This window comes from Pseudomonas sp. NFACC42-2 (genome assembly GCF_900116055.1).
GTDB lineage: Bacteria > Pseudomonadota > Gammaproteobacteria > Pseudomonadales > Pseudomonadaceae > Aquipseudomonas > Aquipseudomonas marginalis.
Genome location: NZ_FOZO01000003.1, coordinates 697,876 through 712,046 on the forward strand (window position 1 = coordinate 697,876; position 14,171 = coordinate 712,046).

General features: G+C 62.0%; 16 protein-coding genes. 9 read left to right on the forward strand and 7 right to left on the reverse strand.

All coding sequences use genetic code 11. The features are described 5' to 3' along the window. The first annotated feature begins 44 nt into the window (after positions 1-44). Complete coding sequence (locus tag BM416_RS10620; protein WP_027604268.1) at positions 45-323, forward strand: hypothetical protein; 279 nt, start codon at positions 45-47, stop codon at positions 321-323. On the opposite strand, the gene BM416_RS10625 is transcribed toward BM416_RS10620, so the two are convergent. Next, entirely contained in the window at positions 320-793 is a 474-nt protein-coding gene (locus tag BM416_RS10625) for a cyclic nucleotide-binding domain-containing protein (RefSeq protein ID WP_027604267.1), read from the reverse strand. The two genes, BM416_RS10620 and BM416_RS10625, sit on opposite strands and share 4 nt — an antisense overlap. Positions 794-862: 69 nt before the next feature. Beyond that, positions 863-2,905: a S9 family peptidase gene (locus tag BM416_RS10630; protein ID WP_092487983.1), complete on the reverse strand. Its 2,043-nt coding sequence runs from the start codon at positions 2,903-2,905 to the stop codon at positions 863-865. Positions 2,906-2,929: 24 nt separating this feature from the next. Between BM416_RS10630 and BM416_RS10635 the strand changes: the two genes are divergently transcribed. Genes BM416_RS10635 through BM416_RS10645 form a run of 3 tightly spaced genes read left to right on the forward strand, consistent with a single transcriptional unit; the run spans position 2,930 to position 4,824 of the window. Then, positions 2,930-3,463: a hypothetical protein gene (locus BM416_RS10635; protein WP_027604265.1), complete on the forward strand. Its 534-nt coding sequence runs from the start codon at positions 2,930-2,932 to the stop codon at positions 3,461-3,463. A 30-nt stretch (positions 3,464-3,493) separates the two neighbouring features. Beyond that, positions 3,494-4,270 carry a class II glutamine amidotransferase gene (locus tag BM416_RS10640; protein ID WP_065928175.1) on the forward strand — a complete coding sequence of 259 codons (777 nt, stop codon included), beginning with the start codon at positions 3,494-3,496 and terminating at the stop codon, positions 4,268-4,270. Positions 4,271-4,281: 11 nt separating this feature from the next. Then, positions 4,282-4,824, forward strand: a complete 543-nt coding sequence (locus tag BM416_RS10645; RefSeq protein ID WP_027604263.1) for a DUF2937 family protein — start codon at positions 4,282-4,284, stop codon at positions 4,822-4,824. A gap of 76 nt (positions 4,825-4,900) precedes the next feature. Here the strand turns inward: BM416_RS10645 and BM416_RS10650 are convergent, their stop codons facing one another. After that, positions 4,901-5,815, reverse strand: a complete 915-nt coding sequence (locus BM416_RS10650) for a LysR family transcriptional regulator (RefSeq protein ID WP_092487986.1) — start codon at positions 5,813-5,815, stop codon at positions 4,901-4,903. A gap of 175 nt (positions 5,816-5,990) precedes the next feature. Here BM416_RS10650 and BM416_RS10655 point away from each other — a divergent pair, with 175 nt between their 5' ends. From BM416_RS10655 to BM416_RS10665, 3 genes are read left to right on the forward strand one after another with little or no spacing between them, the layout of a single operon-like run. After that, the gene (locus BM416_RS10655; RefSeq protein ID WP_092356644.1) at positions 5,991-6,731 is read left to right on the forward strand and encodes a 5-oxoprolinase subunit PxpA; all 741 of its coding nucleotides are present in this window, start codon (positions 5,991-5,993) and stop codon (positions 6,729-6,731) included. After that, positions 6,728-7,432: a 5-oxoprolinase subunit PxpB gene (gene pxpB, locus BM416_RS10660; RefSeq protein ID WP_092487989.1), complete on the forward strand. Its 705-nt coding sequence runs from the start codon at positions 6,728-6,730 to the stop codon at positions 7,430-7,432. The genes BM416_RS10655 and pxpB overlap by 4 nt, the downstream gene beginning before the upstream one ends. After that, the gene (locus BM416_RS10665) at positions 7,429-8,337 is read left to right on the forward strand and encodes a 5-oxoprolinase subunit C family protein (protein ID WP_092487992.1); all 909 of its coding nucleotides are present in this window, start codon (positions 7,429-7,431) and stop codon (positions 8,335-8,337) included. Before pxpB ends, BM416_RS10665 begins: the two co-directional genes overlap by 4 nt. 46 nt (positions 8,338-8,383) lie before the next feature. Here the strand turns inward: BM416_RS10665 and BM416_RS10670 are convergent, their stop codons facing one another. From BM416_RS10670 to BM416_RS10685, 4 genes are all read right to left on the reverse strand, one after another. After that, positions 8,384-9,562 carry a vWA domain-containing protein gene (locus BM416_RS10670; protein ID WP_024074064.1) on the reverse strand — a complete coding sequence of 393 codons (1,179 nt, stop codon included), beginning with the start codon at positions 9,560-9,562 and terminating at the stop codon, positions 8,384-8,386. Next, positions 9,562-10,407 (reverse strand): AAA family ATPase, encoded by an 846-nt coding sequence (locus BM416_RS10675; RefSeq protein WP_065938937.1) that lies wholly within the window; start codon positions 10,405-10,407, stop codon positions 9,562-9,564. Before BM416_RS10675 ends, BM416_RS10670 begins: the two co-directional genes overlap by 1 nt. Positions 10,408-10,500: 93 nt before the next feature. Next, positions 10,501-10,737: a hypothetical protein gene (locus BM416_RS10680; protein WP_092487995.1), complete on the reverse strand. Its 237-nt coding sequence runs from the start codon at positions 10,735-10,737 to the stop codon at positions 10,501-10,503. A gap of 72 nt (positions 10,738-10,809) precedes the next feature. Continuing rightward, positions 10,810-11,886: an AsmA family protein gene (locus BM416_RS10685; RefSeq protein WP_092487998.1), complete on the reverse strand. Its 1,077-nt coding sequence runs from the start codon at positions 11,884-11,886 to the stop codon at positions 10,810-10,812. A gap of 129 nt (positions 11,887-12,015) precedes the next feature. Between BM416_RS10685 and cysK the strand changes: the two genes are divergently transcribed. Together cysK and BM416_RS10695 are read left to right on the forward strand one after the other, a co-directional pair. Beyond that, positions 12,016-12,990, forward strand: a complete 975-nt coding sequence (gene cysK / locus BM416_RS10690) for a cysteine synthase A (protein WP_027604255.1) — start codon at positions 12,016-12,018, stop codon at positions 12,988-12,990. Positions 12,991-13,117: 127 nt separating this feature from the next. Continuing rightward, the gene (locus BM416_RS10695; protein WP_092488001.1) at positions 13,118-14,056 is read left to right on the forward strand and encodes an aspartyl/asparaginyl beta-hydroxylase domain-containing protein; all 939 of its coding nucleotides are present in this window, start codon (positions 13,118-13,120) and stop codon (positions 14,054-14,056) included. Positions 14,057-14,171 lie beyond the last annotated feature (115 nt).

Sequence of the window (14,171 nt, forward strand, 5' to 3'; positions counted from 1 at the left end):
TGGGAGTAGCCTTACGACATTCCGGTCAGGCCATGGAGCCATCGATGAAGTGCAGCATTCTAACGGTCATTGTGTTGAGCGCGCTCGCATTGGGTGCGGCGCAGGCTCAGGAGTTGCAAACCGTACCGGTGGCGCCGGCACCTAGCCCCGGCGCACCGGGCACGCCAACGCCGACGCTGTATCCGCAGATCACCCCGCCGGCCGTGCCGAAGACGAATGGCTCACCGCCGTTGGTGCCCATCGTATTGCCGACACCGCCGAAGGACCAGACGGTGCCCGGCCTGCAGCAGAACGACAGCAAGCCGAAGACGCCCGGCGGTTAAAACTGTTGGGAGAGTAATTGCCCATCGGCCATGCGCAGGCGCTTGGACAACGCGATGGCGATTGCGCGGATGATCTTCGCCGCCACACGCGGCGTTTCATTGAGCATCTTTTCCAGGGCGTCCTTGCCCAGGTTCAACAACACGCAGTCGCTGGCGGCCACGCAACTGGCGGAGCGCCGCTCGCCGTCAAGCACGGCCATCTCCCCAAAGGCCCGGCCGCTGCGCAGGGTGGCAATGGTCAGGCGCTGGCCGGTGTGGTTGGTTTTCTGCACCGCCACCTGGCCGCTGTGGATGATGCACATGAAGGTGCCGGCATCGCCCTCGAGGAAAATCACCTCGCCCTCGGCAATGCTGCTGATATTGAAGTAGCCGGCGGCGACGTAGAAGTCTTCCGGCAACAACGGGTCGAACAGGCCGCAGTCCATGAGCATGTCGCGGATTTCGGTATTCATTAGCGTCGGTAGTGCCATGGCTGCAATCTTGGTCCATCAATCAGGAGGCGGTCTGAATGTTCAGACAGGACCGCCCCGCTAAGTTCCTTAAACCAGCCCCAGCGCCTTGAACACGAATGCATATTCGAGGGCTACGTCACGTAATCCCTGGTAGCGACCGCTCATCCCGCCATGGCCGGCACCCAGTTCGGTCTTGAGCAACAGCAGGTTGTCGTCCGTCTTGGTCGCGCGCAACTTGGCCACCCACTTGGCCGCTTCCCAGTACTGCACGCGGCTGTCGTTGTAGCCGGCGATCACCAGCGTGGCCGGGTAGGCCTGGGCGCTGACGTTTTCGTACGGCGCGTAGGCCTTGATGCGTTCATACACCGCAGGCTCTTCGGGGTTGCCCCACTCGTCGTACTCGGTGATGGTCAGCGGCAATTCCGGGTCGAGCATGGTGTTGAGCACGTCGACAAACGGCACTTCGGCAATCGCCGCCTGGAACAACTCCGGACGCTGGTTGAGCACCGCGCCGATCAACAGGCCGCCGGCACTGCCCCCGCTGATGACCAGTTGCCTGGAGGTGGTCAGGCCCTCGGCGATCAGGTGTTCGGCACACGCGATAAAGTCGCTGAAGGTGTTCTGCTTGTGTTCCTGCTTGCCATTGCGATACCAGGCTTCACCCAGTTCGCCACCGCCGCGCACATGCGCAATGGCGAAGGCCACGCCACGGTCCAGCAGGCTCAGGCGTGCATGGGAGAACCACGGGTCGAGGCTTGAGCCATAGGCGCCGTAGCCATACAGGTACAAGGGTGTCGGTTTGCCGAGTTGGTCGCGCTTGACCACCAGGCTGATCGGCACCTGGGTGCCATCGGCGGAGGTGGCCCACAGGCGCTGGCTGACGTAGTCATCGGCATTGAACACGCCGAGTACCGGGGTTTCCTTGAGCACCTGCTGCGCGCCGCTGGCCAGTTCCAGCTGGCGCACCTGGGCCGGGCGGTTCAGGGCTTCATAGCGCAGGCGGATCTTGTCGCTGACGAATTCCAGGCTGTTTTGCACGTAGAGGCTGTAGGCGGCGTCGGGCAGCTCCACGCGATACGCCGGCAAGCCCTGGGGGTGCACTTCGATCACCGGCAGGCCGCCGATGCGCAGGCTCAGGGTCATGGCGCCGGTGTTGAGGCTGACGCCGTCGAGCATCACGTCATCGCTGTGGGGGATCAGGTTCTGCCACTCATCCTCGGTCGGCACGTCGCCAATGTCGGTCGCCACAAACAGGGCGTAGTTGATGCCATCACGGTTGCTGCGGATAAACCAGGTCCACGCGCCATTCAGTTGGCCGTGGTCGACATCGTATTCATGGTCCTCGACCCGTGGCGCCAGGCAGGTGAAGACCAGGTGCGGCTGGTCGGCATCCAGCGCCCAGACCTCGCTGGTGGTCTTGCTGCCGAGCGAGAGCAGCAACTGGCGCTCGGAGCTGGAACGGTAGCAATGCAGGAAGAACCGGCCGTCGGGCTCATGGAACACTTCCTGCGCCGCCGTGCCATCCAGGCGGTAGCGATACAGCTTGTGCGGGCGGTGGGTGTCGTCCAGCTCGCCGAAGAACAGGGTCAGGCTGTCATTAGCCCAGGTCATGCTGCCGTCGCAATCCTGGAACTCCAGTTCGCTGACTTTGCCCGTGGCCAATTCCTTCACGAACAGGGTATAGATCTCTTCGCCACTGGTATCGAGGCTGTAGGCCAGGCGCTGGTGATCGGGGCTGATGCTGAATGCGCCGAGGGAAAAGAAGCCGCCGTTGGCCAGCACGTTCGGGTCCAGCAACAGCTCTTCGCTGCTGTCGTCCACCTGGTTGCCGTCGTCGGCCGGGCGGCGGCAGCGGTAGTGGCGGGCGTATTCGTCACCGGCGGTGGTGCGCGTGTAATACAGGTACGGGCCCCAGGGGGAGGGCAGGGACAGGTCGGTTTCGAGAATGCGGCCCTTGATCTCCTCGAACAGGGTTTCGCGCAGGGCCTGCTGGTCGGCGAGCTGGGCTTCCTGGAAGGCATTTTCGGCCTTCAGGTAATCAAGGACCTCAACGCTGTCGCGCTCTTGCAGCCAGGCGTACGGGTCCTGGCCTGGGGCTTTACGGGCAATCGGGGCGGTCGATGAAGGCATGGAGCACTCTCTGTCTGGCGGAAGGTGGCAGGCATTGCAGCCGCGACACGCAAAAGCCGTTATCATAGCCGCCTGTTTGCCTACCTTGCCATGGACACCATGACCGAGAACGACTATCTGACCGCTTGGGGCCTTTACGCCTTCGCTGCCTTGGGCTGCCTGTTGGTGTGGTGGCGCATGACCCGCTGGATCTGGCGCTGGCTGCGCGAACCGCTGCAATTGCTGATGGCCGTGCTGTTGCTGAGCCCGACCATCGTCGACCCGGTCAAGACTCAGTTCGCGCCGGCCGTGGCCATCACGGCCCTGGACCTGGTGCTCAAGGTCGGCAATAACGCCTGGCGGGCGATTTCCGATTTGTTCATGTACACCCTGATCGCTTTTGGTGTGTACCTCGTGTTTGTGCTGATCCGCTGGCCCATCGAGCGCGCCGCCAACGCCCGCCGTGAGCGCAAGGCCGCCACCGACGCCGCCTTGGCCGCCGAGCCTGTGGATGAAGACGATGAGCCGTTCCGTCGTCCTGCACCGGTGAGCGGTATGCGGGTCGAACCGCGCCTTTAACGTTGTCCGCCCTGCAGCGAGAGCCCTGGCATGTGTGAATTATTGGGCATGAGTGCCAACGTCCCCACCGATATCGTGTTCAGCTTTACCGGGCTGATGCAGCGCGGTGGGCGTACCGGCCCCCACCGCGACGGTTGGGGCATCGCCTTCTACGAAGGTCGTGGCCTGCGCCTGTTCCAGGACCCGGCCGCCAGCAGCGAGTCGGAAGTCGCCCTGCTGGTGCAGCGTTACCCCATCAAGAGTGAAGTGGTGATCGGCCATATCCGCCAGGCCAACGTCGGCAAGGTGAGCCTGGCCAACACCCACCCGTTCGTGCGCGAACTGTGGGGCCGCAACTGGTGTTTCGCCCACAACGGCCAGTTGGCGGACTTCCATCCCCGCGCCACGTTTTATCGGCCAGTCGGCGATACCGACAGCGAAGCGGCCTTCTGCGACCTGCTCAACCGCGTGCGCGAGGCCTTCCCCGAGCCGGTGGACATCGAACAGATGCTGCCGGACCTGATCGCCGCCTGTGCCGAATACCGCAGCAAAGGTGTGTTCAACTGCCTGCTCAGCGACGGTGACTGGCTGTTTTGCTATTGCTCGACCAAACTGGCGCAGATCACCCGGCGTGCGCCGTTTGGTCCGGCGCGCCTGAAGGATGTCGACGTGATCGTCGATTTTCAGGCCGAAACCACCCCCAATGATGTGGTGACGGTGATCGCCACCGAGCCGTTGACCGACAACGAAAACTGGACCCGCTACGAACCGGGCCAATGGAGCCTGTGGCGACGCGGTGAATGCGTCAGCCAGGGCGTTACCGAGTAAGGATATCGACCATGTTGCTCAGTTATCTGCGGTTGGTGCTGTTTGCCATTGGCCTGTTGGTCGGCGTGCAAGTGCCGGGGTTTATCAACGACTACGCCAAGCGCGTCGAAGCCCACCTGATCGAGGCCCAGACCGGCCTGAGCGGGTTTGAAACCACCGCGCGGCAGTTCTTCAACGGTGACTTGAAGGCCTTGGTGGCGCATTACCGCGCCAGCGACGACCCGGTGTTCCAGAGCGACGCCAACAGCCTGGGCGCCATGCTTGACCGCCAGGTGGCGTTGGACAAGCAATTCCAGGCCATGCAAGGCCCATGGTACATCCGCGCCCTGCAAGTGGCGGTGGCCGCCGACCCGGATATCCGCCTGGAGACCTGGAACGGCTACAGCTACCAGATCCTGCTGACCCCCGAAGCCATGGGCTGGGGCCTGGGCGGGGCGATGCTGCTGTCGTTTGGCCTGGAGTGCCTGTTCCGCCTGATCGACTGGGTGGTGCTGGGCGGCAAGCGCTTGCGCCAGAGCCGGCCAATCGAAGAACGGGACCTGAAAGGTCTCTAACCCACACCTCGGTCTAATGTGGGAGGGGCGGTGCGACGACTCGACGTGCCCCCTCCCACATGTGTATCCGGTTTATTCAGTTGCTCAGCACCATCCGCTCTTCGCCGACTTCCTCGGCATAGCGGGTAACGACCTTCTGGCACAGCCCGACAATCTCCTCCACCAACTCCACCCCCACGCGCCACGACACCACCACCTGCAGGTTCGGCAGTTTCTGCGCCATCGGCAACATCACCAATTCGCCCCGCGCCAATTCTTCCCTGACCAGCACCGGCGGCAACGCACCAATCCCGAAGCCATCGCGCAACAACCGGGTAATCGCCGACACCGAGTTCACGCAGTTCATCCGTGGCGCGGCCACGCCGTTGGCCTGCATCAGGCTGATGACGTCCTGGTGCGGGTGGGAGTTTTTCGAGTAGGTGATGATGCGCTCCTGGGCCAGTTCGGCGAGGGAGGCGTAGTCGCGGTTGTAGATCGACTGGCTGGCGACGATCCAGGCCATGGGATGGCTGGCCAGCTCCAGGCTGCGCACGGTTTCCAGGCGCAGCAGGTCGGTTTGCAGGATCAGGTCGAGAAAGCCTTTTTGCAGCTGATCGCTGAGGTTAAGCGCGGTATCGGCGACCAATTCGATTTCCACCAATGGGAAATGGTCCATCAGTTCCGCCACCAATGGGCTGAGCCAGGTGTGGATCACCGTGTCCATCGCACCGATGCGAATGCGCCCGACCTTGCTGCTGGTGGTTTCCAGGGACTGCTTCAGGCCCTGCATGGTCACCATCATTTGCTCGGCGTAATCGAGCACCTTCAAGCCTTCCGGGGTCAGGCTCACGCCCCGGGAGTCGCGCAGGAACAGCTTTACCCCCAGCTCGCTTTCCAGCACGGCGATGCGGCTGGAGATCGAGGCCTGGGTGGTGAACAGCTTCTCCGCAGTCAGGCGGAAGCTCTTGAGCTTGGCCACCCAGACGAAGGTTTCGAGGAACTTCAAATTCATGGGATCAACTTTTTCTTATGCATGGATCGGTTTTTATTAGTTGGACGCCGCACCGGGCAAACGCCAAAAATCAGGCTATTCCACGATAAGCGCCGTTGGGGTATCAGGACAAGTTGCGAGTTCTGCGTAAAAAATCCCACACTACAAAAAAACAAAGCCTACAGGAGCAACCAGCGTGAGCCGTCTGCTATTGAATTGCGACATCGGCGAGAGCTTTGGCAACTGGACCATGGGTCTGGACGCCGAGGTCATGCCGTTCATCGATTGCGCCAACGTGGCCTGCGGCTTTCATGCCGGCGATCCGAGCATCATGCGCAAGACCGTCAGCCTGGCCCTCAAGCACGGTGTACAGGTCGGCGCACACCCGGCGTACCAGGACCTGCAAGGCTTCGGCCGCCGCTCCATGGCCTACACCCCCCAGGAAATCCAGGACCTGCTGCATTACCAGATCGGCGCCCTCGACGGCATCTGCCGTGCCCAGGGCGGGCGTGTCAGTTACGTCAAGCCCCATGGCGCGATGTACAACGACATGATGGCCAACCCGGCGCAACTGCGTGCTGTGATCGAGGCCGTGGCCGCGTATGGCGACCTGCCGCTGATGCTGCTGGCGACCCGCGACAACAGCGCGGCCCAGGCACTGGGCGACGAATACGGGGTGATCCTGTGGTTCGAGGCCTTTGCCGACCGTGCCTACGACGCCAACGGCCATCTGGTTTCACGTCAATTGCCGGGGGCGGTGCACCATGATCCAGAGGTCATCGTCCAGCAGTCCTTGACTCTTTCCCGTGGCGAACCCCTTACCGCCAGCGACGGCAGCCCGTTGCTATTGCGCGCCAATACCCTGTGCGTGCATGGCGACAATGCCAGCTCGGTCGCCGCCGTAAAGCGTATCCGCGAGGCATTGAAGCCAGCATGAAGCCACGGATTGAAGTGGTGGCGATCGACTGCCTGATGGTGCGTCTGTTCGAGGTGATCGCCGAAGCCAATATGCCGTGGATGCTCGCCGCCACCCAGCGCCTGCGCAGCGGCTTTGGCGCAGCCCTGGTGGACCTGGTGCCGTCCTACACCACCTTGATGGTGCATTACGACCTCACGGCGTTGAACCCGGCCCAGGCGCGGGAATTGATCGACCAGGCCCTGACCGACCTGCAACCCCAGGCCCAGGGCAGCGGCCAATGCCATGTGCTGCCGGTGTTGTACGACCTGAGCGTCGGCCCTGAATTGACATTGCTCGCCCGGCGCAGTGGCCTGGCCGTCGACGACGTGATCCGCCGCCACAGCGCCCACGAATACCAGGTGTTCGCCCTCGGCTTCGCCCCCGGTTTTGCCTTTATGGGGCTGGTGGATGAAATCCTCGCCACACCGCGCCTGAGCACCCCACGCAAACGCGTGGCGGCCGGCAGCGTGGGCATCGCCGAGCGGCAAACCGCCGCCTACCCGGTGGTGTCCCCCGGTGGCTGGAACCTCATTGGCCGCACGCCGGCCAAGCTGTTTGACCGCGAGCGCGACGGCTACAGCCTGATGCAGCCCGGTGACACGGTGCGCTTTGAGTCGGTCAGCCACGCCGAATTTATCAATCTGGGTGGCGATGACACGCCGTTGGAGGCGCAGGCATGAGCCGCTTGATCATCGAGGCCAGCACGCCGCTGTGCCTGCTGCAGGACGCCGGTCGTTTTGGCGTGCGCCACCTGGGCGTGACCCAGGGCGGCGCGCTGGATTGGGTGTCGATGTCCTGGGCCAACTGGCTGCTGGGCAATGCGCTGGACGCGCCGGTGGTGGAAATCACCCTCGGTGGCTTTACCGTGCAGGCCGAGGACTATTGCCTGTTGTCGCTGGCCGGTGCGGATCTGGGGGCGTATATCGATGAACGTGCGATCAGCCCCGGGCGCAGTTTTATCCTGCAAAAGGGCCAGCGCCTGCGCTTTACCCAGCCGTTCAGCGGCGCGCGGGCTTACCTGGCGGCACCCGGCGGGTTTGATGCGCCGGATGTGCTGGGCAGTTGTGCCACGGTGGTACGCGAGGAACTCGGCGGGCCGGACGGCTTTGGCAAGGCCCTGGCCGAAGGGGGGCGGTTGGGCTATTCGGGTACCGGCGGAGCGATGAAAGTGCTGAGCGCACAGGCGTTGCCGGCCAAGGCGCCGCTGGATGTGATCGTCGGCGCCCAAATTGGCCTGTTCAGCGGCCAGAGCCTGTTCGATGCCTTTAACACCGAGTGGGCCCTGGACAGCCGCGCCGACCGCATGGGCATGCGCTTGCTGGGCACGCCCTTGCAATACCAAGGGCCGTCGCTGATTTCCGAAGGGATCCCGTTGGGCGGCATCCAGGTGCCGCCGGATGGGCAGCCGATCGTGTTGCTCAATGATCGGCAGACTATTGGCGGTTATCCGCGTCTGGGGGCGTTGACGCCTTTGTCGCTGGCGCGGTTGGCGCAGTGTTTGCCGGGAGAAAAGGTGAGGTTGGTGCCGGTGGTGCAGGAAATGGCACATCGGCAGCATGTCGAGTATTTGCGCCGATTTACATAACACCGCCCCTCCCACATGAGATCTCCTGCATTATGGGGATCGGCGTTTATTTGGAGAGAAAGCGCATCCCTTCCTCAAGCCCGCGCAACGTCAGCGGGTACATCTGATCCTCCACCAACTCCCGCACAATCCCCGTCGAGGCCGTATAACCCCAGGTATCCTTGGGATACGGGTTTATCCAGATCAGTTTCTTGTACTTGGCCATGAAGCGCTGCATCCACACATACCCCGGCTCTTCATTCCAATGCTCGACGCTGCCGCCGGCCTGGGTGATTTCATACGGCGCCATCGACGCATCGCCGATAAAGATCACTTTGTAATCGGCACCGTACTTGTGCAGCAGGTCCTGGGTGGAGGTGCGCTCCGAGGTGCGGCGCTGGTTGTTTTTCCACACCGATTCGTACACGAAGTTGTGGAAGTAGAAGTACTCCAGGTGCTTGAACTCGGTCTTGCAGGCCGAGAACAGCTCTTCGCAGATCTTCACGTGGGCGTCCATCGAGCCGCCGATATCGAACAGCAACAGCAGCTTGATGGTGTTGCGCCGTTCCGGGCGCATCTGGATATTCAGCAGTCCGGCATCGCGAGCGGTGTGGTCGATGGTGCCGTCGATGTCCAACTCTTCGGCCGCACCCTGGCGGGCGAACTTGCGCAGGCGGCGCAGGGCGATCTTGATGTTGCGGGTGCCCAGTTCCACCTGGTCGTCGAGGTTCTTGTACTCGCGCTGGTCCCAGACCTTCACGGCCTTGCCCTGGCGTTTGCCGGCGTCGCCGACGCGAATGCCTTCGGGGTTGTAGCCGCCGGAGCCGAACGGGCTGGTACCGCCGGTGCCGATCCACTTATTGCCGCCGGCGTGGCGTTCCTTCTGTTCTTCCAGGCGTTTCTTGAATGCCTCGATCAGTTTGTCGAGGCCGCCGAGGGACTGGATCTGTGCGCGCTCTTCGTCGCTCAGCGAGCGTTCGAACTCCTTGCGCAGCCAGTCTTCGGGGATCAGTGCCTGCAGGTGGTCGTCGAGCTTTTCCAGGCCATTGAAGTAGGCGCTGAAGGCGCGGTCGAACTTGTCGAAATGCCGTTCGTCCTTGACCAGGATCGCCCGGGCCAAGTAGTAGAACTCGTCCATGTCGGCAAAGGTCACGCGCTGCTTCAGCGCGTTGATCAGGTCGAGCAGCTCGCGCACCGACACCGGGACCTTGGCTGCGCGCATTTCATTGAACAGGTTGAGCAACATTATCGATTACCGCGACGGCTCATGAATGCCAGGCGTTCCAGTAACTGCACGTCTTGCTCGTTCTTGACCAAGGCACCGGCCAGGGGCGGGATGGCCTTGGTGGGGTCGCGCTCGCGCAGCACCGCTTCGCCGATATTGTCGGCCATCAGCAACTTGAGCCAGTCGACCAGCTCGGAGGTGGACGGTTTTTTCTTCAGGCCGGGGACTTTGCGCACGTCGAAAAACACGTCCAGCGCCTCGCTGACCAGCTCCTTCTTGATGTCCGGGTAGTGCACGTCGACGATTTTTTGCAGGGTGGTGCGGTCGGGGAAGGCGATGTAGTGAAAGAAGCAGCGGCGCAGGAATGCGTCCGGCAGTTCTTTTTCGTTGTTGGAGGTAATGATGATGATCGGGCGCTTCCTGGCCTTGATGGTCTCGTCGATTTCGTAGACGTAGAACTCCATCTTGTCGAGTTCCTGCAGCAGGTCGTTGGGGAACTCGATGTCAGCCTTGTCGATTTCATCGATCAGCAGGATCACCCGCTCCTCGGACTCGAATGCTTCCCAGAGCTTGCCCTTCTTCAGGTAGTTGCGCACGTCGTGCACCTTGTCCACCCCCAGTTGCGAATCGCGCAGGCGACTGACCGCGTCATACTCGTACAAGCCTTGGTGGGCCTTGGTGGTGGACTTGATGTGCCAGGTAATCAGCTTGGCGCCGAAGGACTCGGCCAGTTGTTCGGCGAGCATGGTCTTGCCGGTGCCGGGCTCACCCTTGACCAGCAGTGGGCGCTCCAGGGTGATGGCAGCGTTGACGGCCAGTTTCAGGTCATCGGTGGCAACGTAGGCCTGGGTGCCTTCGAACTTCATCGGTCATTCCTCGAATTCATCAATGCCCGGACTATACCGCGCGGCCCCGGCGACTGTGAACGCAGACGGGTTATTCAGTCTCTGAATGACCGGTCACGCCCCAGATCCTTTCTTGTGTTTTTCCGCCTCCCACGCCCGCGCGTCGGCTCTATCCCTGAGCTTGCTGCCGCCCCAAAGGGCGAGTGCAGCCACGATCAGCGTACCCAGGCCGGTGAAAATGAACTGTCGCGCAAATGGCCCTCCGTTCATGGCGGCCGCGGCGATTTTCACCACGCCTGAATAGGCCCATAGATAGCCCATGATTGTCAGTATCCAGCCTACGATGCGCATTTCAGTGTCCTTACTCATTCGTTGGGGTGTGGGTGTAGGGAACGGCATCATAGCGGGCGGCACTGGCCGGGCTCAATCCGCCGAGGGCTTGGGCTGCTCATAGCGCGCATTGAACGCCTGGATAAAACCATTACGCAAAATCGCCAAAAATGCGGAGAACGCGCTGACATTTTGCTGGTGCACGCTGCCACTGAGTTCCACGCGGGTGGCGAACTGGTTCTTTGCCTGGTTTTTCAATACGGTCTCGCTGGCGCCCACCACGGCCTCCCAGATCGAACGAAAGATGTTTTTGTCCTTGTTCTCCACGTCCTGCTGCCAGTCGAAGACTTCCACGTCGCGCAGCAGCGGTTTGATGTACCCGGTCAATTGACCTTTTTCCGCCTGGGCTTCGATCACCACGTCCCCGGTGCCGGCCTTGAAGTCGAACTTGCCATAGGCCGCGGCGAAGTCGTTCATGCGCTTGAGCTGCAAGTCCCTGGCGCGGAAGCGAAACTCGAAGTTCTCGAAATTGCTCAGCGGGTCGAAGGTGGCGGTGGCTTCCAGCGGAGCCTGGCCTTGCAGCAGGGCCTTGCCGTCGAAGCGCGCGTCGCGCCGGCCTTTGACGTCGACCACATTGGTCAGGTTGTAGAAGCTGGCGTTGACGTCGGTCGCATCGATCTTCACCACGGGTTTGGAGCTGAAGTTGTGGAAGGCGATCTTGCCGTTTTCAATGCGCACTTCGTCGAGGGTGATGGGGGCCAACTTACTCAACTGCTCGCGCCAGTCGGTACCCTTACCGGTCTGGGAGGCTTGTTTGTTGGCGCCGCCGTCGACGAAGTTAACCTCGGGCTGGATAAACAGCACTTTGGCCACCACCGCGTGGTCGTACCAGAGAGCGTGCCAGCTCACCGCCAGGTCGATCAGCGGCGCCTTGACGAACGGGACGGGCACCTTGCCGTCGACCTTGACGATCTCCAGGCCGTTGATCCTGTAGGCGCCCCGCCACAGCGCGAGGTCCACGTCGGTCACCTGGCCGCGGTAATCGCCCATGTTGGCGAGCTTGTCATTCAGGTAGTTACGCACCAGGTAAGGGAGCGCGATGCTCACGGCGACCAGGACCACCAGCAATCCGGCAATGGTCCATAGTGGCCAGCTGTAGCGACGTTTCATGGGGAGAGTCCTCTGTCCATACTGGTGCGGTGGACCCCTGCGGCAGGTGCAACGTTCCTTCGACTGGACGCTTTGCAGCACGAGGCATACCCTTGGAACCTTTCTGAAAACCGCCTAATAGGATCCGCCATGAGCCGCATTTTTGCAGACAACGCGCACTCCATCGGTAACACGCCCCTGGTTCAGATCAACCGTATCGCACCGCGTGGCGTGACCATCCTGGCCAAGATCGAGGGGCGTAACCCAGGCTATTCGGTGAAGTGCCGCATTGGCGCAAACATGATCTGGGACGCCGAAGGCACCGGCAAACTCAAGCCGGGCATGACCATCGTTGAACCGACTTCCGGCAATACCGGTATCGGCCTGGCCTTTGTCGCCGCCGCCCGTGGCTACAAGTTGCTGCTGACCATGCCGGCGTCCATGAGTATCGAACGCCGCAAGGTGCTCAAGGCCCTCGGCGCCGAATTGGTCCTGACCGAGCCGGCCAAGGGCATGAAGGGCGCCATCGACAAGGCCGGCGAAATCGTTGCCAGTGACCCGGCCACCTACTTTATGCCGGCCCAGTTCGAAAACCCGGCCAACCCGGCCATCCACGAAAAAACCACCGGCCCGGAAATCTGGAACGACACCGATGGCGCCGTGGACGTGCTGGTGGCGGGCGTGGGCACGGGGGGCACCATTACCGGTGTGTCGCGCTACATCAAGAACACTGCAGGCAAGCCGATCCTGTCGGTGGCTGTCGAGCCGATGGTGTCGCCGGTGATCACCCAGGCCCTGGCCGGTGCCGAGATCAAGCCCAGCCCCCACAAGATCCAGGGGATTGGCGCCGGGTTCGTGCCGAAGAACCTCGACCTGTCGATGGTCGACCGCGTGGAACTGGTGACCGACGAGGAATCCAAGGCCATGGCCCTGCGCCTGATGCAGGAAGAGGGCATCCTGTGCGGTATTTCCTGCGGTGCCGCCATGGCCGTGGCCGTGCGCCTGGCCGAGAAGCCGGAAATGCAGGGCAAGACCATTGTGGTGATCCTGCCGGACTCCGGTGAACGCTACCTGTCGAGCATGCTGTTCAGCGATTTGTTTACCGAGCAGGAAAACCAGGCTTGATTTATGTCAGCCGGTCAGCCTGGGCCTTCTGCATAATGGCCCAACTGTTTATCATGGCCGGCTGTCACGTCTGGTCTCCCGTCACCGGGAGGCTGTTGGCCAGGCGCTTATTTCCAGGAGTTGCTGCATGACCTTTTCTTTGGCCGCCAAACTGTCGGTGTTGTTGCTGTTCATCGGCAGCACGCTGTACGTGCACCTGCGCGGCAAGGCCCGTTTGCCGATGTTGCGCCAGTTCGTCAACCATTCGGCGCTGTTCGCCCCCTATAACGCCTTGATGTACCTGTTTTCGGCCGTGCCGTCCAAGCCGTACCTGGACCGCAGCAAGTTCCCGGAACTGGACGTGCTCAAGGACAACTGGGAAGTGATCCGCGAAGAGGCCATGCACCTGTTCGACGAGGGTTACATCCGCGCCGCCGAAAAGAACAACGATGCCGGTTTTGGTTCGTTCTTCAAGAAGGGTTGGAAGCGTTTCTACCTCAAGTGGTACGACAAACCCCTGCCATCGGCCGAGGCGCTGTGCCCCAGGACCGTGGCGCTGGTGAGCAGCATCCCCAACGTCAAGGGCGCGATGTTCGCGCTGTTGCCGGGGGGCAGCCACCTCAACCCGCACCGTGACCCGTTTGCCGGTTCCCTGCGGTATCACCTGGGCTTGTCCACGCCGAACTCCGACGACTGCCGCATCTTCGTCGACGGCCAGGTATACGCCTGGCGCGACGGTGACGACGTAATGTTCGACGAAACCTACGTGCACTGGGTGAAAAACGAAACCGACAAGACCCGCGTGATCCTGTTCTGCGACATCGAGCGTCCCCTGAGCAACCGCCTGATGACCCGCGTCAACCGCTGGGTCAGCAAGCAATTGGGCCGCGCCACCGCACCGCAGAACCTGGATGACGAGCGCGTCGGCGGCATCAACCAGGCGTATGCCTGGAGCAAGACCTTCAGCGACAAGTTCAGCGGTGTGGTCAAGCAATGGAAGCGCAAGCATCCGAAGGCTTACCGCATTGCGCGGCCGGTGCTGGCGGTAGTGGTGTTGGTACTGCTGTGGAAGTGGTTGTTCGGCTGATCTGAAGCGTTAAACGCGGTCAAAATGTGGGAGGGGGCTTGCTCCCGATGGCGGTGGATCAGTCATAGATGTTTTGACTGACATACCGCCATCGGGGGCAAGCCCCCTCCCACAT